We start from the raw sequence: 22,951 nt of genomic DNA on the forward strand, positions 1-22,951 counted from the left end.
GATGAACATCCGTTCCATTCTTTCCAGCCCGGTGCTTTTGGCCGCCGTGGTTTTCGTCGCGCTGACGATGCTCAGCTATCCGCTGGGCATCCCGATCAGCCGCATCACCCAGATCGTGATCTATACGCTTTACGGCATGGGGGTGGCACTGCTGGTCAGCTATACCGGGCTGGTGCCCTTTGGCGCCTCGGTGTTCTTTGGCTGCGCGGGCTATGCGGTGGCGCTTGCCGCAAAGCATCTGGGCGGCAACGAGATCACTTCGCTGCTGTTCGCGGGGGTGTTCTCGCTGATCCTTGGCTTTGGCATCGGCGCGCTGATCCTGCGGCGCAGCGGTATCTATTTCTCGCTGCTGACGCTGGCCTGTTCGCAGATAGCCTATGAAATCGCCTTCAACTGGACGGCGGTGACGGGGGGCGAGAACGGGTTGCAGGGCGTGCCGCGGCCGCTGTTCGGTTCGGCCATCGCGTTCCATGTCTTTGTCGTCGTGACGGTGCTGGCCGGCATCCTGTTCCTGTGGCGGCTGGTGCATTCGCCCTTTGGCCGCGCGTTGCAGGCGGTGCGCGACAACGAACAGCGCGTGGCCAGCCTTGGATATGACGTGCGTGGGCTGAAGCTGAAGGCCTTTACCATTTCAGCGGTGCTGGTGGGTTATGCCGGCGGGCTGCTGACGCTGATGATCCGGGGCGTTTATGCCAACAACCTGAACTGGCAGCACGCGGCGGATGCGCTGCTGATGACCATCCTTGGCGGCGTGCATCACTTCCTTGGCACGCTGTGGGGGGCCATCGCCTTTATCCTGTTGCAAGACCAGCTTTCCGCCACGACCGAGAACTGGTGGCTGATCTTTGCCCCCATCATCATCCTGATGGCGCTGCTGTCGCCCGAGGGGATCCAAGGGTTCGTGCGCAAGCTGCTGGGGAAATCCGACTGGACGCTGGTGCGCAACACCATACCGCCGCGCCCGGTCCGGATCGAGCCGTTTCACAGCAAGGCCGCGCAGGTGGACATGACCAAGCCCGTCATGTCGGTGCGCAAGATCTCGAAACGCTTCGGCTCGATCGTGACGGCGCGAGAGATCGACCTGGATGTCATGCCCTGCACGGTGCACAGCTTCATCGGGCCGAACGGCGCGGGCAAGACCACCTTCTTCAACATGCTGACCGGGCTGCTGCGGGCCGATCAGGGCGAGATCATGTTCGAGGGGCAGAACATCAACGGCCTGCCGATTCACAAGCGGGTCCGGCTTGGTATTGCGCGCTCGTTCCAGATCCTCAGCGTGTTCCGCCACCTGACGGTGTTCGAGAACGTCCGCTTTGCGGTTCAGGGCCAAAGCTCCAAGCGCAACGGCCTGTGGCGCGACGCGCATGATATCCAGGAAATCAACGCCCGCGCCTGGTCGCTGCTGCAAGTCGTGGGGCTGGTGGAACGTGCCAGCGAACAATGCTCGAACCTGTCGCATGGCGAGCAGCGGTTGCTGGAAATCGCCATCACTTTGGCGGCGGACGCCAAGATCCTGCTGCTGGACGAGCCGCTGGCCGGTCTGGCCGAGGCGGATCGTCAGGTGGTGGGCAAGCTGATCCACAGTCTGGGCAAGACCCATGCCGTGCTGCTGATCGAACACGACATCGACCGGGTGCTGGAAATCTCGGACAGGCTGACGGTGCTGCATCAGGGCCGGCTGATCGCCGACGGCAAGCCTCATGACGTGGCGCGCGATCATGCGGTGGTCGAGGCCTATATGGGCAATGCCCCCGAAGATACCACGACCATCCCGCTGGCCCCGCCCGATCCCTTGGCCCCCGCGAAAAAGACACTGATCAAGATCGAGAACCTGAAGGCGGGTTACGCCGGCAGCCAGATTCTGGACGGGCTGAACTTCGAAGTGCGCGCGGGCGAGGTGGTCGCGCTGCTGGGCCGCAACGGCGTGGGCAAAAGCACCACCCTGCGGGCGATGATGTCGGCGGTGGACATCACCTCGGGGCGGATCACGCTGGAGGGGCGCGATATCACCAACATGCCCTCTTACGAGATCAACCGGCTTGGCATCTCGATGGTGCCCGAGGGGCGGCGGCTGTTTCACAACCTGACCGTGGCCGAGAACCTGATCCTGGCCCAGCGACCCGGCGGCATCACCGTCGAAGAGGTCTGGGAGCTGTTCCCCAAGCTGAAGATCCTGTGGAAACAAAAAGCGCAGGGGCTTTCGGGCGGCGAAAGGCAGATGGTGGCGGTGGCGCGCGCCCTGATGGTGCCGGGCAAGGTGATCTTGCTGGACGAACCGTTCGAGGGCCTTGCCCCGGCCGTCGTGCAGGACATCATGGACGCGGTGGTCAAGCTGCGCGACCGTGCCAGTCTGGTCATCGTCGAGCATCACGCCGAAAGCGTCCTGCCGATCACCGACCGCGCCTATATCATGGTCAACGGCCAGATCGCCTATGAAGGCAGCGCCTATGACCTCGCCCATGATCCCGCCACCCAGGCGCGCCTGCTGGGCGTCGCGGGTGAGCACTGAGCACTGAGCACTGAGCAAGGAAAAACCCCATGGACCCATCCTTTTACATCGACGGCGCCACCCGGATCTATCCGATCATCGGCGATCCCATCGCGCAGGTGAAATCGCCCGCGGGCATGACGGCGGGTCTGGTGGCCCGGGGCCGGAATGCGGTGGTGGTCCCCGCCCTGACCTCGGTGGCGGATGTGGACGATTACATCCGCACCTGCGGACGCACAGGCAATATCGACGGCATCATCGTCACCATCCCGCACAAGTTCGTGGCGCTGGAACATTGCGCCACCGCGACCGAGCGGGCGCGGATCTGCGGTTCGATCAACGTATTGCGACGCAATGCCGACGGCTCGTGGCATGGCGAGAATTTCGACGGTCTGGGGATGCTGGGCGGCATCCGGTCGCAAGGCGGCGCACCCGAGGGCAAGCGCACCTTGCTGGTCGGTGCAGGCGGGGCCGGGATGGCGATTGCGCAGGCGCTGCTGGAGGCCGGGGTCAGCCATCTGGCAGTGCATGACGTGGACAGCGAACGCCGCGACCGTCTGCTGGGCCGGATGGGCGAATTCTATGGCGATCGCGTGGGCGTTGGCTCGGATGATCCGGCGGGGTTCGAACTGGTGGTCAACGCCACGCCGATGGGGATGCGGCCCCAGGACCCCATGCCGGTGCAGGTCGAACGCCTGTCGCCAGAGGCTTTCGTCGGCTGCGTGATCACCGCGCCTGCGGTTTCGCCTTGGGTGGCCGCGGCACGGGCCAAGGGCTGCCGTGGCAGCGTGGGCATCGACATGTACAAGGCCGAACAGCAGCTCATGCTTGATTTCTTCCTGACGGAGGAAGCGCAATGAGCGATATTGCAGCCTCGGCCCGCACGGTTCTGGTGACCGGGGCCGGCGGGGGCATCGGGCGCGGCATTTGCGAAGTGCTGGCCGAAGAGGCCCGCGCATCTGGCCGCCCGCTGCGGTTGGCGCTGCATGGCAGCCGGATCAGCCCGGCGCTGGAGTCGCTGGCCGCCGGGCTTTCCGGCCCCTTGGTCGAGGCCTGGGCCTTTGCCGCCGACCTGACCGACACGGATGCCGCCGCCGCGCTGGTCGGTGCGGTGACGGGCTGGGCCGGGCGGCTTGATTGTCTGATCTCCAACGCCGGGCAATCGCGTCCCGGCAAGCTGGACAGCCTGAGCGATGCCGAATGGCAGCAGACGCTGGACCTGAACCTGCGGGCCACCTGGGTTCTTGCCCGTGCCGCGCGTGCCGCGCTGGGGGAAAGCCGGGGCAATATCGTTGCCGTCGCCTCGATGTCGGGGCTAAGCCCGCATCCCGGATATGGCGCCTATTCCACCGCCAAGGCCGGGCTGGTGATGCTGTGCCGACAGTTGGCGCAGGAATGGGCAGGGCAGGGGATCCGCGTCAATGCCGTTTGTCCCGGCATGATTCGCACGCCCCTGACCGAATCCGTCTATCAGGATGGGGAAACCCTGCGCCAGCGCGAGGCACTGGTGCCGCTGGGACGGATCGGCACGCCGCGCGATATTGCCAATGCGGTGGCGTTTCTGGCTGGCGAAAACGCCGGCTATATTACCGGCGTTGCGCTGCGGGTGGATGGCGGGATCTCGGACGGGATGCTGAACCTGATTCCCGGTCGCCCGGACAAGCCTGCTGCTGCCACATAGGCTGGATAAGGCGGGACTATTTGCTTGAAAGCCCGGCGTCGTTGGTGACGATACTGTATCGGACGGGAAGATGAGCTTTTTCTTCGCGCCGTCGGATGCCAAGCTCTTTCCGGCAAGCAATCTGCCAAAGGAGCGCGCGGCTCATTAGGTCTGCCGTCTGCGGCGGTCAGCGGAAAAGCCAAGCGTTGGTGGAGTCGTTGTCCGTTGCATCAGTATGGCAACAATCTGCGCAGTCGGTGTAGATCAGCTGCTTTTCCCCGTTGTGGCTTTTCCTCGTCCCCGTTCTCAATTACACCGCAGGCCCAAGGGACCACGCAGATGAGATCCGGAGCAGCATGACCAACATGACCGCAATCATCCCCGCTGGCGAGGAAACGGCCGAGCACATCGAGCGCGAGGTTTCAGAGATCATCTCTGTCTATTCCCGTCTTTTTCCCACGCAGGCGCTGAATTTCGTCTTTTACGAAGGCAAGGACCCGGTATGGAGCGCGCCTTCGGTCGTAGAGGGGCCCTTTACCTTTCACCCCGACCATATAAATGCGCAGTTTCTGGGTCAGGTCGAACGTCCCGGCGCCCATCCCGGTGCGCCGACCGTGACCATCAGGGTGTCGATTCCCCGAAAACCCCTGCCCACCGAACTGAAACAGACCGAAGCGCCATGGGTTCCGGTCAGAAAGCTGCGTGCGGTGCACCGGCTTGCGCCCTTGCTTTACGAAAAAATCCGCTATCAGGCAGAGATGCTGCGAAAGCAGCGCTCCCCCAAGCGCCACCCGCGATTCTCGCTTCCGCGCGGTGACGGGTCGGCCTTGTTTCCCAGCCTGCGGCAGTCGAACAGTGACAAACGCCCGGCGATCTTGATCGGGATGCACTGGTTGGAGGTGGGCGGTGCCGAAAAGCTGGGCTTCGATACGATTCAATGGGCGCTGGAGGCCGGGCTGCGCGTCTTTGTGGCGGCGGGAGTGCCCTCGATCCAGCGACTGGCGGACAAGCTGCCCGACTGCCCGGATGTGACCTTCCTGCGTCTGGACCGCTATCTGCCGCACCATCTTTGGCCGCGCTATGTCGAAAACCTGATCCTCGCCGAGAATATCCAGCTGATCCATATCCATCACTGTCGGCCGCTTTATGAATCTCTGCCGCAGGTTCGGGCCAATCTGCCTTGGGTGAAGGTGATCGACAGCACCCATATCGTGGAATACGCCGATGGCGGCTTTCCGCGCATATCCGGGGTCTGGTCCAACTTTATCAATATTCACCATGTGATCAGCAAGGAGTTGGTCGATTACTACCGCGACAATTTCCACGTCATCGGCAAAGTAAGGCTGGGGCGCATGCTTGACCGGACCGATCATCAGGCCGGTTTGCCCGAACTCAACATGCAGCCCGGCAAGAAGCATTTGCAGGTGGCCTTTGTCGGGCGGCTCTATTACCAGAAACGCCCCGTGATCGTGGCCGAGGCGTTTCGTGCTCTGTCCATCTGGGCGAAACGCAACGATGTCGAACTGGCTGGAAAGATCGTGGGCGAGGGGCCCTTCCTCGATACCGTCAGGGGGCTGCTGCGGCGCTATGGCCTTGCTGACCGGGTCGAGCTTTTGCCCGCCAACTCTCCGGTGCCCGACATCTTGCGGCAATCCGATATCCTACTGCTGCCTTCGAATAACGAAGGACTGGCGCTCGTCTGCTATGAGGCAGTGGAACAGGGCTGCATTCCGATCTCGACCGATGTTGGCTCGCAAGCCGAGATCGTTCCCCCCGACCTGTTGGTGCCGTTGGCGCCCCACGCCTGCGTCAAAGGGATCGTCGGGGCGGTGGATCGCCTCTGGCGCGACGCCGATTTCCTGTCCCGCCAACGCGAGGCGTTGGTCAGCTCGTGGTCCGCGATAATGAGTGAACCTACCGCAAGGGAAATACTGATGCCCGTTTACCAAGAGGCTGCGGCGGGCGTGCTGGAGTAGTTTTTCAAAATGAATGTTTTAAGCAAGACGGCCGCGGTGATCGTAACGTTCAATCGCTCGGCCAAACTGGTGAAAGTGCTGGATGCGCTTGACGCCCAGACGCGGCGGCCCGAGGTCATTCTGGTGGTGGACAATGCATCGACCGATGACACGCAAGAGGTGATTGAAGCCCGGGCGCGCACCGATCTGAGCATCCGCTATCTGCGGCTGCCCAAAAACGTGGGCGGTGCCGGTGGCTTTCATGAGGGCATCAAGGCGGCGTATGCGCTGGGGGCGCATTACTTCTGGGTTTCCGACGATGACGCCTATCCCGAACCCGACGCCATCGAGCGGCTGATCCATGCCATCAACGCGTTTCAGGCGCGCAATGAATGGCGCCCCAGCTTTGCCTGTTCGCGGGTGGAATGGATTGACGGCACCATGTGCGAGATGAACACGCCGCGCCCTGTCTGGGATTGGCCGCGTTTCCTACAACCCGACGCGGGCTGGGCATTGGTCGATTCCGCCTCGTTCGTGTCGATCCTAATCCCGCGTTGGGCGGTCGGGGAACACGGCCTGCCGATCGCGGATTACTTCATCTGGTTCGACGATGCGGAATATACTCGGCGGCTGTCGCGGTCCTATCCGGGGATCTATTGTCCCGAAAGCCGGGTGATCCACGATACGCCCGACAACCGGGGGGTGAATTTCGGGCTGGTGGATGAAAAAAGCCTGTGGAAGTTCAAATACGGCGCCCGCAACGAAACCTCCTGGCGTCGACGCGAGGCCGGCATCATGGGAGTGCTGGCCTATACTTATGGCGTGCATCGGCAAATGAAGGGCGGTAATGTGCCTTGGAGGCTGCGGCGACAGATTTTCCGTGCGATTGGCGGGGGGATGATGTTTGCACCCAAGATTGTAAAAGTTTAGATCTAGGCAATTCAGAAACAAGCAGTACGCGACAAAGACATGCAAAAGCTCTACCTGCACATCGGCACCCATAAGACTGCAACCACTTGGCTTCAGCATTATCTTGGGAAAAACAGCGATAAATTGAACGATCTCGGGTTCTATTATCCTTTGACTGGCCGAGTTACTCAGGCGCAGCATCGCTTGGGGCAGGCGATCTTTATGCGGACGAACCCCAAGGCGGTTCTCGATCAGATCCCTATTTGGGAACGGTTTAAACGAGAGATCGAGCGGACCCGGTATGATAATATAGTGATCAGCTCGGAAGAATTCGAATGGGTTATGCATCCGAAACTGATTCGGGAGTTTCTTCCGAATGTCTCTATTCATACGATTATTTATTTGCGTCGCCAGGACGACTATTTGGAATCCCTTTATGGTCAGCAGATCCGAGATTATCACCCGCGTCTGACCAAGACAGTAAATCAATATATCGCTGAGAATAATCTTAGTTTCCTGAATTATCAAAACCTCTTGCGAAGATGGGAGGAGGCCAGTGATGATGTCACGGTGCGCGTTTTCGATAAACGGACTATGGAAGGCGGCGATATAGGTGAGGATTTCTTGAAGTGCTTAGGAATTGAATCCATAGAGGGCTTTGAGCCGCCTCAAGCTGCAGTGATAAATCATAAAGCCAGCTTAGATATGGAAGCGCTCGAATTCATACGTCAATGCAATAGACTTAAACTGACCGCCGTCCAGCATGATCAGCTGGTCGCAAGAATGATACGTTTTAATAAGGTGATTGAAGCGGTGAGTGAAAAGAGCAACCGGCGCCTGCTGGATTTCGAATCCAGGAAGCTTCTCATGGAGAAGTATAAAAGCGAAAATTCAGCTATTGCGAAGAAATATCCCAATGCTTCACAGTGGGGTGAGCTTTTTGCGCCAATCGGGCCTGATGTGCAGGTTTTTAAGCAATCCGAGGCTTTCAATCAGCTTGATATTATTATGAAGGCCAGCAGCCTCATAAAGCTTGATTAAGCTGCACTTAGTTTATAACGTGTCCTGCAAATTTGATCGCGTCCTGCAAAGTCAAGTTTGAAAGGTGTTAAATTTTGCCCCCTATTGTGGGGAATTCACAAAGGCTGGGACTGCTGTCCCGGCCTTTTCCGCCCCCAGAAACACCCCCGCCGTATCCAGCGCCTCGCGAATGGTCACATCCATGTCGAGATAGCGATAGGTTCCCAGCCGTCCAACGAAGGTCACCTTCTCTTGCGACCGGGCCAGGTCGATATATTGCGTCAGCAGGGATTTTTCCTCGACCAGACGAATTGGGTAATAGGGAATATCCTTGGGGCCTGCCTCGCGTGAATATTCGCGATAGCAGGGGCTGCCTTCGTGGCTTTCCCAGGGTGAGAAATGCTTGTGCTCGGTGATGCGTGTCCAAGGCACGTCACGGTCGCCGTAATTCATTACTGCGCAGCCCTGATAATCGCCCTGATAGGTGAAGCGCTCGAAATCCAGGGTGCGATAGCCCAGCCGGCCCAGGCTATAGCCGAAGAACCCGTCCAGGGGACCCGACCAGAACACATGGTCCGCATCGTCGGCCATCGCCGGGTCATAGCTGGTTTCCAGTTCGACGGTGATGCGCGGGTGATCGAGGATGTCCTCGATCATCGCAGTGTAACCATCGCGCGGCATGCCTTGGAAACGGTGGAAGAAATAGTTGTCATCATAGTTGAAGCGCACGGGCAGGCGCTTGAGGATGCTGGCCGGCAGTTCGCGAGGCGAACAACCCCATTGCTTTTCGGTATAGCCCTTGAAGAACGCCTCGTAGAGTTCTGGGCCGACGAAGCGCAGCGCCTGTTCCTCGAACGTTTCCGGGTCGGCGATCGAGTTGTCGGCCTTGCTTTCGATAAAGGCACGAGCCTCGTCCGGGCGCAGGGTGGTGCCGAAGAACTGATTGATCGTGTGCAGGTTCACCGGCAGCGAATATACCGCGCCTTGCGAGGTGGTCTTGACCCGGTTCTGGAACGGGACGAAGTCGGCGTGGCGGTTGACATAGGCCCAGACCCCCTCGTCGTCGGTATGAAAGATATGCGGCCCGTAAAGATGCAGCATGACGCCGGTTTCGGGATCGCGCTGGGTGTGGCAGTTGCCGCCGATATGGGGTCGGCTGTCGATGATACGGCAATCATGGCCAGCCTCAGCCAATTGTCGCCCGATCACCGCGCCAGACAGTCCCGCGCCCACAAGCAGTATGTTCATCGTCCCCGTTCCGATTCCTCGCCTGCCGGGGCAGGGCGATCAGTCTTTCCCTTGGCGATGCGGCGAAACAGCATCGCGATTCTTCCGTCAGGCTCATGTCAGCAACATAGGCTGAGGTCCAGACCGTGTGTCGTAAAATTGGGCGAAACCGGCGGCGGGTGGCGTAAACATGCTTATTGACGGGCAATCGGGCTGGTTTGATCATCAAGGCGGCATTCGAACCGGTGCAATTGGCTTTATGAGCGGTTCTTTGCAAGCCGGGCCTGTGCAAGGGGACGCGTGGCGCGGGAATCTTCGCAAAACTGTAATAAATTCTCTGTAATACAATAAGATAGGGTTACGTCAGTCAAGCTGACCCTAGCTGGTTGCCATTTGGAATCGAATGAAGCTAAAACTGATCAGTTTAGTTTAAAAGTCGGTTTTTTTCGCCATCATCCCCCATCTCATCATGATCGCATATTCTCATGTCCAAACAATTTGCCTCTATCCTCGTTGCGTCTGAAGACTACGCTGAGGTCAGTGCCTTGGCGCTGCCCGTTCCGCTGATCGTCGCATCGGGCGAGCCGGGAAATGTGGAGTTCAGTGACGACCAAGGAAAGCCTCTGCCGCTGGATCAAGTGGCGTTGCGCGTTATCGGGCGCCTGCCCTTGTCGCGCGGCGGCAAGAACCATCTGGCACAACTGGTCGATCTATGGCGCAGCAAGCTGGATACCGACGCACCGGCCGAGATCCCTCACGAGATGGTAGGCATGCCGGATAGTCGCGCTAAAGTGCTGGAATGGCTGGTGTTGCAGTTGACCAAGGCCCAGCAGCAGGGTGCGCAGCGGTCAACCCGCTTCATGCGTGAGCTGGGCCTGCTGCGTCAGCAGCATGAAGAGATCCAGGCCAGTTTCCAGAACCTGGAGCAATTCGTCTATCGTCACGGGCCGCAGCAGCGCAAACTGGAAACCACGCTGTCGCCGGTGTCGGGCCAGTTGCCGATCACCCTGCGCAATGGTTCACGGCTGGTGCAGCGCTTGCCGGGTTCAAGCGTCGGACTAAGCGATATCGCGATCCAGATCAGCAATGAGACACCACCTGCCCAAGGGGTGCTCAGCGTCAGCCTGCTGAGCCCCGATACCAACGAAACCCTGGCGATCTGGGAGGTCCAGGCCGCCCGCTTGACCCAGGGCTGGCTGCGTTTTTCGCTGGATCGCGCCTTGGGACCGGACACGATCAGCTTGATGCTGAATGTCGCCTATCAGGGCAGGGATACCGTCAGGCTGGCTAGCGCTGTCCAGCACCCCGAGCCGCGATTCCATCCCGATGTCGACGGCCAATCCATCGAAACCCTGCCCGCGCTGCAGATCTGGCGCTGGATTGCCGGAGCGAGAGCGCCGATTTCCGCGAATGCCTTTCTTCAAGTGGGCGGCAAGAACCGTTTGCGCCGCGTTGAGCGGGACATGCTGGCAACCGCGATCAACCTGGACACGCTGAACGATACTGTGCCTCTGTTCCAGTCCGGGGATGCGCTGCTGGTTCATGTGGCGCCAGCCCATACCGCCTGTGGAATTCTGGCCGGCCTTGCCCTGCCTGGAGTGCAGCAGGTCTTTGCCACGCTCCAGACCCGTCACGCCGAAGCGCCCAGAGTCGAATATCAGCTTGCCCTGCTGCCCCAGAAACAACGCCCGCACCACCCTGGCCGCTTGCCCGCGTTCGACCCGGCCCTGAGTTCGGGCTGGATCAGCCTGCAACCCGAGGAAGAGGGTCAGGCGCATGTCCTGCTGCCCAGGCCGCTGGACAGCTTGCATGACATCTATCTGATGACACGCCTGCCGCGGGGGATGTCCAGCAACCATTACGGCTGGTCTACCTTCTCGAACATCTGCCTGCAGTTCTAAGGAGGGAAAAGGATGCAACACGCCCTTCTGCGACCTGAGGATATGCAATCCACTCCCGTCCAGACGCCTCGGCTGGCGGTGGTGGTTCCCATTTACCGCCATTCGGTGCTGCTGGCCGAGGCGATCGAAAGCGTTCTGGCGCAGCGCGCCGGCTTTCCCATCCAGTTGGTTCTGGTCAACGACGGCTGCCCGCACCGCGAAACCGATCTGGTCTGCCGGGAATATGCGCTCAGCTATCCCGAGCGCATAACATATCTGCGCAAGCCCAATGGCGGGCTTAGCGATGCCCGCAACCATGGCATCCGCCATGCGCTGGCAACCTGGCCGTCGGTCGAGGCGATCTATATGCTGGATGCCGACAACCGCCTGCGCCCAGATGCCATGGCCAATGCGATGGCGGCGTTGGAGCAATATCCCGATGCTGGCTGGATCTATCCCAATATCGACATGTTCGGCCTTAGCTGGGCTGGCGATTACGGTGGCGACTATTCGCTGCTGATTCATACGGTGATGAATGTCTGCGAGGCTGGCAGTCTGATCCGGCGCGATGTCTTCGACGCAGGCGTCTATTTCGATACCTCGTTCAAATCCGGGTTCGAGGACTGGGATTTCTTCCTGACCGCTGCCGAGGCTGGATTCCGTGGCCGCAACATCGACAACTTCGGCTTTCTCTATCGCAAGCGGGCCGAAAGCATGCTTGCCGATTCCGAACGCGACGCAGAAGCGATCCGCAGCGAGATGCGCAAGAAGCACAAGAACCTCTTCAGCCCGCGCGGCCTGCTGGAACTGGAGCAGAACGAGGCACCGCGCTATGCCATTTTCCTGACGGATCGCAACGAAGTCCTGTTGACCGTCGATCCTGACGCCTCTGACGTGCGCTGCCTGTCGGCTGCTGAATTCGAGCAGCTTTGGTGGCGGACGCAGACCGACAACAGCCAGCATCAGATGCCCCCGATTCTGGTGATGACGCATTCCGCGGTGCTGGAACAACTGCGCCGTGCGCGCATGCTGCACGGGGTGTTGTGGACGATGGAACGACGCCTGACCCGGCATTGTTTCACGGCGCTGGAGATCGAACCGCGCGAAGCCGAGCGTATCCGTTGGAGCGAACAAGAGGCTCAGGGCTCGGCCGAATTCCATCCGGCCATGCTGATGGTCCGACCCGGAACGCTTGCGGCCATTGTCCGCGACAGTTCGATTTCCTGGGCCACGGGAATCGCCGCGCGTCCCTGTTCTGTGCCCGCCACGCTGATCCAGTTGCAATTGCCCGAGGCGCTTTTTTCCGCCGGGGAAGAGTTTTACGCTTCGGCCGCACATGATTTTGTCGCGCTTGCCGCGCGCTATCACGCGTCACCCAACCGCGGTGCGCTGGCTTATAACTGGGACTGGCGCAACCCGGATATTCCGTGGCGCGCCCGCACGCATGAAATCAGCCGCGTGCCGACCAAGGCGGATGCCGCCTATCCGCGTGTTGCCAGGGACGGGCGCGATGTTGGCTTTGTCCTACCCCTTGTTGAGTTCGGCGGCGTCGAGCGTGTCGCGCTGAACACCGCGCTGGCGATGAAACAGGCGGGTTGGCGGCCGCACCTGTTCGTGCTTGAGGCGCGGAATTGCCAGTTCAGCGCTGAATGGCGCGACACGTTCGACAGCGTCACCTTTCTGGCCGACCCGCATTTCGCAACCTGGGGTCCGGCGAATTCCAACTATCTGGGAACGGATGTTCCTGACTGGTCGCGCTTTGGCGACCAGCGGCAGGCTACAGCAATGCTGTCTTGGCTGGATGCCGTCATCAACTTTCACGGCGGGGCGATCTCGGGCGTGATGGGACGGCTGAAGCGTTTCGGCGTCAAGACCGCATTGTCGCTGCATCTCAGCGACCAAAGCCCGTTCAAACGGTTGGTGGGCAACACCTATCTGGGGCTGGCCTTCGAGCACGCCTATGACGTGATTCTGCCCTGTTCCGAGCAATTGGGCGACTGGTGTCATGGCATGGGTATTCCTGCCGACAAGATCGTGCCGCTGTTGAACGCGCCCAGCTTTGACCTGCCGGAAGGGGCCGAGGCCCGGATCGACGCCCGCCGCGCGACGCGGTCGCCTCAGGACCCGCTGCGGGTCATGTATCTGGGACGGCTCGACCACCAGAAAGGGGTCGAGCGTCTGATTTCGATCGTCGAGACGGCACAGGCGACACGTCTGCCCATCGAGTGGCGCCTGATCGGCAAGGCCGTACTTGGCGATAGCGCATTGGAGCTCCCGCCTCATATCAGCGGCCTTCTGGAACCGCCGCTGACCACGCCAGAGGATCTGGCTGAAGCCTTTGAATGGGCCGACGTCTTCATCCTTCCATCCTATTACGAAGGGTTGCCGCTGACCATTCTTGAGGCGATGCGGTCGGGCGTTATCCCGATTGCGACGGATGCAGGGGCCGTGATCGAGGTCGTGCGTCAATGGGAAAACGGTGTCGTTCTGTCCCAGGCCGAGACCGTTGCCGAGGCGCTGTCAGCGCTGTCGCGGCTGGTTGGCGATTCTGAACTGGTCCAGCGTCTGTCAGCCCGTGCGCGCACCGACATGCAGGGACGCGACTGGAACAGCGCCGTGGCACCGCTAATCCTGCGTCTGGATGCCATGCATGCCGCTGACAAAAACGAAAAACTAAAAAAGGAAAAGCAATGAATTCCGGCCTGTATCCCGCCCTCTACGCGCCCACGGATGGCTATGTTTTCGTGGTTACTTATGGCCGTTCCGGTTCAACGCTGACCCAAAGCCTGCTGAACTCTATCCCCGGGTATTGTATCCGTGGTGAAAATGGGAACATACCGTATTTCCTTGCGCGTGCGGCGTCGATTACTAATTCATGGGATAATTATGTTTGGCGCAGGGCCGATAAGATAAAACCAGCATCAGAACAGAAGCCCTTTCTGAAAGGCATCATAGGCACGCCTTCCGATCCGTGGTATGGGGCGGAAAATACTGATCCAACGCATTTCTGCAAATCTCTCATGGATGTGTTTGCAAGAGATATTCTTCGTATTCCCGAGGGCACTAAGGTGGCGGGATTTAAAGAAATTAGATTTCATGAGGACGCAAAATTTTTCCATAGTTATATGCAGACACTAAGAGATCATTTCCCTAATGCTAGATTTATATTCCAGACGAGAAATGCAGAACATGTAGCTAACTCAAGCTGGTGGGGTAGTAGGCCAAGAGAAACTGTTCTGGAGATGGTCAATATGGCAGATTCCCTTTTCCGAGAGTTCTCATTAAATAACGAAGGCATATGCTATACTGTTCAGTATGAGAAATATGCCGAGGGGTACGGATATGTTCTAGATTTATGCGATTTCTTAAAGGAAGCCCCTAATAAGGAGGCTATTGAATCGGTACTTTGCAAAAGATTAAGGCATTAATACCATGGAAAAAATTGAGGAACTTTTTGAAAGCATCGGTGACAATTGTGAATTTGGCTTTGTACAACGCCGTGCCGGCGTTGAATCTGGGGGGTTGCTAAGATGGGCTATTAGTCCACCTGGGCCTCTTGCGCATGCGATTTCCACAAGATTTTCTGAAATATACAAGTTTGAAAATCTTATTCCCTCTTCTCCAAGGATGGTTCGAGACCTTGGTTCAGGGTTGGCATTCCATACGAAAATGTATTCCCAAGAGGGGAGATTTGTCGCTGTTGAGGCCGAGAGAAGGGGTATATGGGAGGAAGAATTTGAAAAGATTAAGTACCTATCTGTGAAGCTTTGCGATATTTTAAAGGATGGGTCAAAAATAATAACTTATAAAAGGAACGGCGGAATTTCGGAGAAAGAGGTTAACTCCCTTGCCGCAGCAATTGCAGATTGTGGTCCTTGTAAATTCCTCTGTGTGGAGGAGGGTTCGCCAAATATAGTAGGGACTGTGACTCACGTCCGTAATAATCTCTACTCTGGGAAGATAGATCGCTTTGCCTCTTATAGCGAGGCAGGTAAGTGCTCATATGATGTTTGGAGTATAATTTTGATTAATATGCTAGCTTTAGCTGAAGAAGAAAATAAAAATTAATATAATGGTAGAGAATCTCTTTCATGCCCTTCATCCAGCATAACGGTAAACGCGTCCTCTTTATCCATATCCCGAAGGCGGGCGGAACCTCTGTCGAAAGCTGGATGAGGGGGATTGCCCCCTTACGGCTGTTTTCGATGGGCGTTCCCCTCGCAAGTCGCTGCACGCCGCAGCATTATCGCGCGCAGGATATTCAGGCGCTACTGGGCGAAGGTTTTTTTGATTACGCCTTTACCATCGTACGAAACCCCTATGACCGTATCGAAAGCGAATACCGGATGCGGGCGCAATTGGCCAAGGAAAGCTTCTGGAAGGGGTTGCCGGCATTCGCGCCCTGGATCGAGGAAAACCTGACCCGGCAAAAGCGCGAGAAATTCCATCTCGACAACCATCTGCGACCGCAGTGGGAATTCTTGGGCAAGGATGTCGAGGTCTTCAAGCTTGAGGACGGCCTGTCCGCACCTCTGACCGCGGTTGCCGAGCGGCTGGGCATCATGCCGCCCGTCCAGAATCCGCATGAGCTGCGCTCGGACCCGCTGCAGATCGAATGGGATCCGACCGACCGGATTCGCGTGCGCGACCATTACGTCCTCGATTTCGAAACCTTTGGCTATCAGCCCTAAAGACCGGGTGCGGCCAGCCGGTCAATCCAGCGTCCGGCGAAACCGCAGCAGGGCAAGCGCGCCCAGCACGATTACCATGACCGACAGCGCCCCGAATTGCGCAAGCACATCGGAAAACTGTGCGCCCTTCAGCATCACGCCCCGCACCAGCCGCAACAGATGCGTGACCGGCAGCACCTCGCCGATGGCCTGCGCCCAACCCGGCATGCCAAGGAAGGGGAACATGAAACCCGACAACAGGACCGAGGGCAGGAAGATGAAGATGGCGATCTGCATGGCCTGCATCTGCGTCCGCGCCACCGTCGAAATCAGATAGCCCAGCAGCACCAGCGCCAGCACAAAGACCATGACTCCGGCCAAGAGCAGCCCCAGCGAACCAACGAAGGGCACGTCGAAAACCGCCCAGGCCGCGCCCAGGATGACAAGCACCTGCACCGCCCCTACGCCCAGAAAAGGGGTGATTTTGCCGATCATGATCTCGGCCGGGGTGGCGGGCATGGCCAGCAGGTTTTCCATGGTGCCGCGCTCGATCTCGCGGGTCAGGGCCATTGCGGTCATCATCACCATGGTCATTTGCAAGATCACCCCCAGCAGGCCGGGGACGATGTTGTACTGCGTGATCCCCTCGGGGTTATAGCGGCGATGGACGACGATTTCGGGCATGGCGCGTGCGGGATCGGCCTGCGGCAGGTCGCGACGAAATGCGGTTTCCGCGATACGGGTGAGCGATGAGATGGCGCCGCTGGTCGCCGAGGGGTCGGAGCCGTCCGCCTCGACCAGAATTTGCGGCCTTTCGCCGCGCTGCATGCGTAGGCCGAAATCGGCGGGCACGGTCACGACAAAGGAAACTTCGCCGCGGGTCATCAGCCGGTCGGCCTCGGCCTGGCTGGTGACGGGATGGGTGAAACGGTAATAGCCGCTGTGCTCAAGTGCTGTGGAAAGGCTGCGGGTAAAGCGGTCCTGCACCGGGGCGATCAGGGCGGCGGGCATCTGTCTGGGATCGCTGTTGATCGCATAGCCGAACAGCAAAAGCTGCATGATCGGCACGCCCAGCATCATGGCAAAAGTCAGGCGGTCGCGGCGCATCTGGATGAATTCCTTGCGCAACAGTGCCCACAGCCGTGTCGGGGAAAAGCTCATCGCATATTGTCCCTGGACTGATCCATCAACCGGATGAACACATCCTCAAGGCTGGTTTCCGCGGGCTCGCCGCGCGCCCCTTCGGCGGCAAGCGCGGCCTTTAACTGCTGCTGATCGGTTCCCGTAACATGCAGCGATGTGCCAAAGGGCTCGACCTGCTCGACCCCGGGCGCCTTGCGCAGACGCTGGGCCAACTCGCCCGGTCGTGCCGAATGCACGGTCAGCGTGACCAGCCGCGTATCCGCGATCACCTGAGCCACCGTGCCCGAGACGATCAGCCGGCCATAGGCGATATAGTTGATGCGGTGGCAACGCTCGGCCTCGTCCATGTAATGGGTCGAGACAAGCACGGTTATGCCCGCCAGCGTCCGGGCGTGGATTTCGTCCCAGAACTGGCGGCGCGCCTTGGGATCGACGCCGGCCGTCGGTTCGTCCAGCAGCAACAGCCGCGGGTGGTGCATGATGCAGGCCGCAAGCGCCAGCCGTTGTTTCCACCCGCCCGACAGGCTGCCGGCAAGCTGCGTCTTGCGTGAACTCAGACCCAGATCCTCCAGCGTGTCGCGGACCGCCTGTCTGGGCAGATCGTATAGTCCCGCGACGAAGGCCAGGTTTTCCTCGATGGACAGGTCCTCGTAGAACGAGAACTTCTGCGTCATATAGCCGACCTGTCGCCGGATCTGGCGTTGCTGGCGGCGCACGTCGAGGCCAAGGACGGTCCCGCTGCCGGCATCCGGCGTCAGAAGGCCGCAAATCATGCGGATGCAGGTGGTCTTGCCCGATCCGTTCGGGCCAAGAAAACCGGCAATTTCGCCAGTCGCCACTTGCAGCGCGACATCATCGACGACTTTCCTGCCGCCAAAGGATTTTGTCAGCCCGCTGACGTCTATGACGGTCGGTCCGGTCATGGTGCTTTCCATACATCCACGATCTGGCCGGGTTTCAGCGTGGTTCCGGGGTCCGGGCGGGCCTCGATCAGGTAGACCAGCTTTTGCCGCGCGTCGCGGGCATAGATGACGGGTGGGGTGAACTCGGCCTCATTGGCGATAAAAGAGACGGTGGCGTTGATCGGTGCGCAGCCGTCGCAACCCACGGTCAGCCTTGTGCCCAATGCGACCGAGGCCAGATCGGCCTGCGCGATGTAAAAGCGCAGCTTGACCGCGCCATCCGGCAGCAGGGTCAGGACGGGCGCCGAGGGGCCGGCCAACTCGCCTTCGCGCCGCAGGATGTCGGTGACGATGCCGGGAACCGGGGCGGCCAATTCTCGCTGCTGCATCTGCCACTCCATCGCCTGCCGGTTGGCTTCGGCCTGTGCAAGGGCTGCGCGGGCTGCCTCGATGGCATCGGGGCGAGCGGGCAGGCGGGCGACGGCAAGCCGGGCCTCGGCCTCATGAACCGCTGCCTCGGCCATGTCGGCGGCTGCGCGGGCGGTGTCCAGTTGTGCCTGCGCGCTGGCGCGTTGCGCAAGCAGCCGTTCCTGCCGCTCAGCCTCGCGCGCGGTGCGTTGGGCATTGACGCGGGCCGAAGCGAGGCTGGCCTCCAAAGCGGCGATTTCAGGCGCGCGGCCGCCTGTTTCCAGATTGGCCAGATCGCTGGCCGCGCTGTCGCGGGCGGCCTTGGCCGCAGCCAACGACAGCTCGGCATCGCGTGTCTCAAGCGTCGCCAGGGGTTGTCCCGCCGTGACGCGTTCCCCGCGCCGCACTGCCAATGTCTTGACCTGCGCGGTCGTCAGGGGGGTGATCTGGACATATTCGCCCTCGGCGTAGCCGGTTCCAAGCGGCGGGGGTGGGCCGCATTGCGTAAATAGCGCCGCGACAAAGGCAAATGAGCACAGGAAATCAGCCATCGGCCCCCCCGATCATCCGGTCCAGATTGGCCAGCATCCGCCGCGTGATCGCCCGTGCTTCGGGGCGCGAATAACGCTGCCAGCCCATCCGGCGCTGGACGATGGGCGCCGCGACGCGGAAATAAATCACCTGCCCGACCAGTGAGAACACGGCCAGCTTCACATCCTCGGATTCCGCGGGCTGGCCGGTTGCGGCGGACCATAACGCGCAAAGCGCGCGGTGCCGCGGCTCGACCAGCGTGGGATAAAGCCGGTCCAGAACCGGGCTGTCCGGCTGGGCCAGTTCGCGCAGGACAAAGGCCACGGCATCACTGGCCTCGGGGCTGATGATCAGGAAGGTGACGATCCGGCGCATCAACCGCCGCAAAGCCAGCCGCGCAGATCGGGGGTCGAGGTCGCCTTGCAGGACGGGCAGGGGCCGGGCGACTTGCGCGATCCGTCCGGCAACCGCATCGGCGCAGGCAAGGCGCAATCCGTCCTTGCCGCCGAAATGATAGGCGATCGACGAAATATTCGTTCCGGCCCGCGCGGCAATGGTCCGGGTCGAGGCGGCCTCGAATCCGCTGCGCCCGAATTGCTGCATGGCGGCGTGGACCAGCGAAATGCGTGTTGGATGTGCGTCCATGATGACCATATCCAGTGTCAATCAATCGATTGATACAGGAAATTCGACATCAAGTCGAGACATCCGGGCCGGGCCGCTGGCATGTCGCTTATCGCGCGGATATCTCAGTGGTTTGTTGCAGGTTGACCGTCGCGGCCGCCACGCTTTTCAGCCCGATCCGCACCCGGTCCAGCACGGTATCCTCGATACGCTCGGCATAGACCATATGCGTGGAATGCGAAAACTCCGGCGCTCCGGGCACCAGTGCCAGCCGGCCATCAGTCAGGAATGGTCGGACAATGCCCATACGGAAATAGCCGCAACCGCCCACGCTCAGCAGATAGGTCAGCGCCAGCGGCCCCAGCGAGATCGATACCGGCGGGCTGCCCAGTTCAGGAAACGAGGCCGCGAAACTGGCAGCGAAATAGGGCCCCCAATCGACAAAGACGAATTCCTCGGGGTGAAATCGCCGGTCGGGGGTGCTGGTCACCAGCACCAGCTTTTCCTCGGCCAAAAGTTCGTTGACCAGATTGGGCGCATGCGGTGGATTGTACAGCACCGCCACGTCCATCGAGCCATCTTGCACGCGCGCCATCAGATTGGCGGGGTTGTCCACCTCGGCCTGCAGGGCAATATCGGGACATTCGCGACGCATCCAGATCAGCCAGTCGGCCAGCAGCGGATGCCACAGGCTGAGTTCGCCGCCCAGATGCACGCCGCCGCTGCGACCGGGGGGCAGGGCAACCTGTTGGCGCGCGCGTTCCCACAATTGCAGCATTGCGGCGGCGTGGCGCACCAGACGCTCGCCCGCCGGTGTCAGCCGCGCGCCGGCCTTGTTGCGGATGAACAGGCGGCGGCCCAGACTTTCCTCCAGCGTGCGAATGCGGGCGCTGACCGCGGTCTGGGTGATGTTCAGCCGGTCGGCGGCAGCGATGAAGCTGCCGGAATGCACGACCTCCAGAAAGGTGCGGGCCTGATTGATGTCCATGGAATAGGTGCAAAATAATTGCTGATAAATGCAATATAATGAATTTGCTTGCCGGATGCCAGAATGCCATTTTGCGCCTGAACAGGACCGGTTCCCGCCGTTCCGTGGACGGTGCGGCGGGGCCGATGGAAGCGCAGCCGATAGCCGGTTATATTTCCCAATGGCTAAACGGAAATGACCGGAAAAATGGAGGCCGCGATGGCAGAGGATCAACCCGGCGACCGCACCATCGCGGCCGCCCATGGCGTCGGCGGCCGTGACCGTTTCGGGGCCGTTGTGCCGCCGATCTATCTTAGCACCAGCTATGCCTTTGCCGGCTTCGACCAGACGCGTGGCTATGACTATACCCGCGCTGGCAACCCCAGCCGCGACCTGCTGGCCGAGACGCTGGCAGGGCTGGAACATGGCGCCGGCGCGGTCGTCACCTCGTCGGGCATGGCGGCGCTGGACCTGTTGCTGGCGCAGGTGCCGCCCGGCGCTTTGATCGTCGCCCCGCATGACTGCTATGGCGGCACCCAGCGGCTGCTGATGGCGCGGCGCGACCGGGGTGCGTTCCGGCTGGCGCTGGTCGATCCCGGCGATCCGGCCGCCATGGCCGCGGCTTTGGCCGAGCGTCCGGCCCTGTTGCTGATCGAGACGCCCAGTAACCCGCTGATGCGGGTGACGGATATCGCTGCCCTTGCAGAGCAGGCGCATCAGGCAGGGACATTGGTGGCGGTCGACAATACGTTTCTGTCGCCGGCCTTGCAGCAACCGCTGTTGCTTGGGGCGGATTTCGTGGTCCATTCCACCACCAAATATCTCAACGGTCATTCCGATGTGCTGGGCGGCGCGGTCGTGGCCGCCCGGTCCGAGGACGCCGCGGCGCTGGCCGAATGGGCCAATATCACCGGCAGCGTCGGCTCGCCCTTCGATGCCTTTCTGACCCTGCGCGGCATTCGCACGCTGTTCGCCCGCATCGCCCAGCAGCAGGCCAGCGCGATGGCTGTGGCCCAGTTCCTTGCCGACCGGCCCGAGGTGGCGGCGGTGCATTATCCCGGCCTGCCGGATCATCCCGGCCATGCCCTTGCCACGCGGCAGCAACGCGGCTTTGGCGCCATGCTCAGCTTTGATCTGCAAGGCGGCCTTGCCGCCGTGCGCCGCTTTGTCGAGGCGGTCAGGGTCTTTACCCTTGCCGATTCGCTGGGCGGGGTGGAAAGCCTGATCGCCCATCCGGCGACCATGACGCATGTCAGCATGGGGGCCGAGGCGCGGCACAGCGCCGGTATCGGCGACGGCCTGCTGCGCCTGTCGGTGGGGCTTGAGGACCCGCGCGACCTGCTTGCTGGGCTAAGCGCAGGTCTGGCCGCGATCTAAGGGGTTCCCGCCGGATCAACCCGCCAATACAGGCGCGGGCTGATAGCGCCCGTGCAGATGGGCCGGCGCGGCGGCGGCAAGCTGCGCCAACTGGTCCAGCACCCGTTCATGCCCATGCGCTGCGAGAATTTCAAAAGGGCCACGGGGGAAGTTCAACCCCAGCTTCAGCGCCGTGTCGATGCCTTGCTGCGTCGTGCCGCCCTCGGCCAGCAGCCAGCCGGCCTCGTTGACCAGCGTTGCCTCGATCCGCAACACGATGTCCTCGGCATCCTTTGGTGCGGGGCCGGGCTGGTCAGGGTAAAGAAAACCCTTGCCGGTCTTGCGCCCCAGATCGCCGCGGTCGACCTGTCGCCGCAGCGCGTCGAAGACGTGATAGCGCGGGTGGTGATCCATGGCTGCGGCCAGACTTTCCGTCGCGGCCAGATTGATGTCGGCCCCGACCAGATCGATCAGCCCCAAGGGACCCAGCCGATAGCCTGCCGCCAGCATCGCCGCGTCGATTTGCGACGCGCTGCGGCCTTCCTCCAGCAGTGCCAGCGCCTCGCCATAGAACGGCCGGGCGCAGCGATTGACGATAAAGCCGGGCCGGTCGGGGCATGGGATTACGGTCTTGCCTGCGGCTTCGGTCAGGTGGCGAGCCTTGTCCAGCGCCTCGGTGCCGGTATGAGGATGCGCCACAAGCTCGACCAGCTTCATCACCGGCGCCGGATTAAAGAAATGCAGGCCCAGCAGGCGCTGTGGGCGGGACAGCCCCTGCGCCATGGCGGCCACCGACAGTGACGAGGTATTGGTTGCCAGCACCGCATCGGGCGAAACAACCCTTTCCAAAGCGGCAAACAGATCACGCTTGACCTCGATCCGCTCGACCACCGCTTCGATGGCCAGATCGGCACGGCCCATCGCCTCGGGTCCCGCCACGACGGTGATGCGGGCCAGCAGGGCGTCCAGATCGTCTTGCGCCATCTTTCCGGCCTGAACCCGCGGGGCAAGGCCGGCGCGCAGCCGGTCCAGCGCGGTTTCGCGCGCCCCGGCCACCGCATCGGTCGCCAGCACCGCAAAGCCCGCTGCGGCATAAGTCTGGACGATGCCCAGACCCATCGTGCCCAGCCCGATCACGGCAATGGTGGTCATGTCCCGATACCTCGCCTTGCTTCCCCGACATATCATGCCGCATGCCGAATTTATTTCAA

The 22,951-nt window shown here is 60.8% G+C and carries 19 protein-coding genes; 12 read left to right on the forward strand and 7 right to left on the reverse strand.

Annotated features, from left to right (window positions below; all coding sequences use genetic code 11):
• Position 1 precedes the first annotated feature (1 nt).
• The 6 genes from JWJ88_RS11235 (at position 2) to JWJ88_RS11260 (ending at position 8,053) form a co-directional block, all read left to right on the forward strand.
• A complete protein-coding gene (locus JWJ88_RS11235; protein WP_205295438.1) occupies positions 2–2,509 on the forward strand; it encodes a branched-chain amino acid ABC transporter ATP-binding protein/permease in 2,508 nt (835 codons plus the stop codon).
• 29 nt (positions 2,510–2,538) lie between these two features.
• On the forward strand, positions 2,539–3,348 hold the full coding sequence (locus JWJ88_RS11240) for a shikimate dehydrogenase family protein (protein WP_205295439.1): 810 nt from the start codon (positions 2,539–2,541) through the stop codon (positions 3,346–3,348).
• Positions 3,345–4,169, forward strand: coding sequence for an SDR family NAD(P)-dependent oxidoreductase (locus JWJ88_RS11245; RefSeq protein WP_205295440.1), 825 nt, complete (start codon positions 3,345–3,347; stop codon positions 4,167–4,169). Before JWJ88_RS11240 ends, JWJ88_RS11245 begins: the two co-directional genes overlap by 4 nt.
• A gap of 335 nt (positions 4,170–4,504) precedes the next feature.
• Positions 4,505–6,124 (forward strand): glycosyltransferase, encoded by a 1,620-nt coding sequence (locus JWJ88_RS11250; RefSeq protein WP_205295441.1) that lies wholly within the window; start codon positions 4,505–4,507, stop codon positions 6,122–6,124.
• 36 nt (positions 6,125–6,160) lie between these two features.
• Positions 6,161–7,033 carry a glycosyltransferase family 2 protein gene (locus JWJ88_RS11255; protein WP_240200249.1) on the forward strand — a complete coding sequence of 291 codons (873 nt, stop codon included), beginning with the start codon at positions 6,161–6,163 and terminating at the stop codon, positions 7,031–7,033.
• Between the two features lie 39 nt (positions 7,034–7,072).
• A complete protein-coding gene (locus JWJ88_RS11260) occupies positions 7,073–8,053 on the forward strand; it encodes a hypothetical protein (RefSeq protein ID WP_205295443.1) in 981 nt (326 codons plus the stop codon).
• 81 nt (positions 8,054–8,134) lie between these two features.
• Here the strand turns inward: JWJ88_RS11260 and JWJ88_RS11265 are convergent, their stop codons facing one another.
• Complete coding sequence (locus tag JWJ88_RS11265; RefSeq protein ID WP_205295444.1) at positions 8,135–9,280, reverse strand: UDP-galactopyranose/dTDP-fucopyranose mutase family protein; 1,146 nt, start codon at positions 9,278–9,280, stop codon at positions 8,135–8,137.
• Between the two features lie 524 nt (positions 9,281–9,804).
• Between JWJ88_RS11265 and JWJ88_RS11270 the strand changes: the two genes are divergently transcribed.
• Genes JWJ88_RS11270 through JWJ88_RS11290 form a run of 5 tightly spaced genes read left to right on the forward strand, consistent with a single transcriptional unit; the run spans position 9,805 to position 15,830 of the window.
• A complete protein-coding gene (locus tag JWJ88_RS11270) occupies positions 9,805–11,160 on the forward strand; it encodes a DUF6212 domain-containing protein (RefSeq protein ID WP_205295445.1) in 1,356 nt (451 codons plus the stop codon).
• Between the two features lie 12 nt (positions 11,161–11,172).
• Complete coding sequence (locus tag JWJ88_RS11275) at positions 11,173–13,833, forward strand: glycosyltransferase (protein ID WP_205295446.1); 2,661 nt, start codon at positions 11,173–11,175, stop codon at positions 13,831–13,833.
• Positions 13,830–14,567: a sulfotransferase gene (locus tag JWJ88_RS11280; protein WP_205295447.1), complete on the forward strand. Its 738-nt coding sequence runs from the start codon at positions 13,830–13,832 to the stop codon at positions 14,565–14,567. The genes JWJ88_RS11275 and JWJ88_RS11280 overlap by 4 nt, the downstream gene beginning before the upstream one ends.
• 4 nt (positions 14,568–14,571) lie before the next feature.
• Entirely contained in the window at positions 14,572–15,207 is a 636-nt protein-coding gene (locus JWJ88_RS11285) for a hypothetical protein (RefSeq protein WP_205295448.1), read from the forward strand.
• A 23-nt stretch (positions 15,208–15,230) separates the two neighbouring features.
• A complete protein-coding gene (locus JWJ88_RS11290; protein WP_205295449.1) occupies positions 15,231–15,830 on the forward strand; it encodes a sulfotransferase family 2 domain-containing protein in 600 nt (199 codons plus the stop codon).
• A gap of 21 nt (positions 15,831–15,851) precedes the next feature.
• Here the strand turns inward: JWJ88_RS11290 and JWJ88_RS11295 are convergent, their stop codons facing one another.
• From JWJ88_RS11295 to JWJ88_RS11315, 5 genes are all read right to left on the reverse strand, one after another.
• Positions 15,852–16,970 (reverse strand): ABC transporter permease, encoded by a 1,119-nt coding sequence (locus JWJ88_RS11295; protein WP_205295450.1) that lies wholly within the window; start codon positions 16,968–16,970, stop codon positions 15,852–15,854.
• Positions 16,967–17,875, reverse strand: coding sequence for an ABC transporter ATP-binding protein (locus JWJ88_RS11300; protein WP_205295451.1), 909 nt, complete (start codon positions 17,873–17,875; stop codon positions 16,967–16,969). The genes JWJ88_RS11295 and JWJ88_RS11300 overlap by 4 nt, the downstream gene beginning before the upstream one ends.
• Entirely contained in the window at positions 17,872–18,813 is a 942-nt protein-coding gene (locus JWJ88_RS11305) for an HlyD family secretion protein (RefSeq protein WP_205295452.1), read from the reverse strand. Before JWJ88_RS11305 ends, JWJ88_RS11300 begins: the two co-directional genes overlap by 4 nt.
• A complete protein-coding gene (locus JWJ88_RS11310; protein ID WP_240200250.1) occupies positions 18,806–19,438 on the reverse strand; it encodes a CerR family C-terminal domain-containing protein in 633 nt (210 codons plus the stop codon). The genes JWJ88_RS11305 and JWJ88_RS11310 overlap by 8 nt, the downstream gene beginning before the upstream one ends.
• 88 nt (positions 19,439–19,526) lie before the next feature.
• Complete coding sequence (locus tag JWJ88_RS11315) at positions 19,527–20,405, reverse strand: LysR family transcriptional regulator (protein ID WP_205295454.1); 879 nt, start codon at positions 20,403–20,405, stop codon at positions 19,527–19,529.
• 198 nt (positions 20,406–20,603) lie between these two features.
• Here JWJ88_RS11315 and metB point away from each other — a divergent pair, with 198 nt between their 5' ends.
• On the forward strand, positions 20,604–21,761 hold the full coding sequence (metB, locus tag JWJ88_RS11320; RefSeq protein ID WP_205295455.1) for a cystathionine gamma-synthase: 1,158 nt from the start codon (positions 20,604–20,606) through the stop codon (positions 21,759–21,761).
• 15 nt (positions 21,762–21,776) lie between these two features.
• Here the strand turns inward: metB and JWJ88_RS11325 are convergent, their stop codons facing one another.
• On the reverse strand, positions 21,777–22,892 hold the full coding sequence (locus JWJ88_RS11325) for a 3-hydroxyacyl-CoA dehydrogenase (protein WP_205295456.1): 1,116 nt from the start codon (positions 22,890–22,892) through the stop codon (positions 21,777–21,779).
• Positions 22,893–22,951 lie beyond the last annotated feature (59 nt).

The sequence above is a fragment of the Paracoccus methylovorus genome (assembly GCF_016919705.1).
GTDB lineage: Bacteria > Pseudomonadota > Alphaproteobacteria > Rhodobacterales > Rhodobacteraceae > Paracoccus > Paracoccus methylovorus.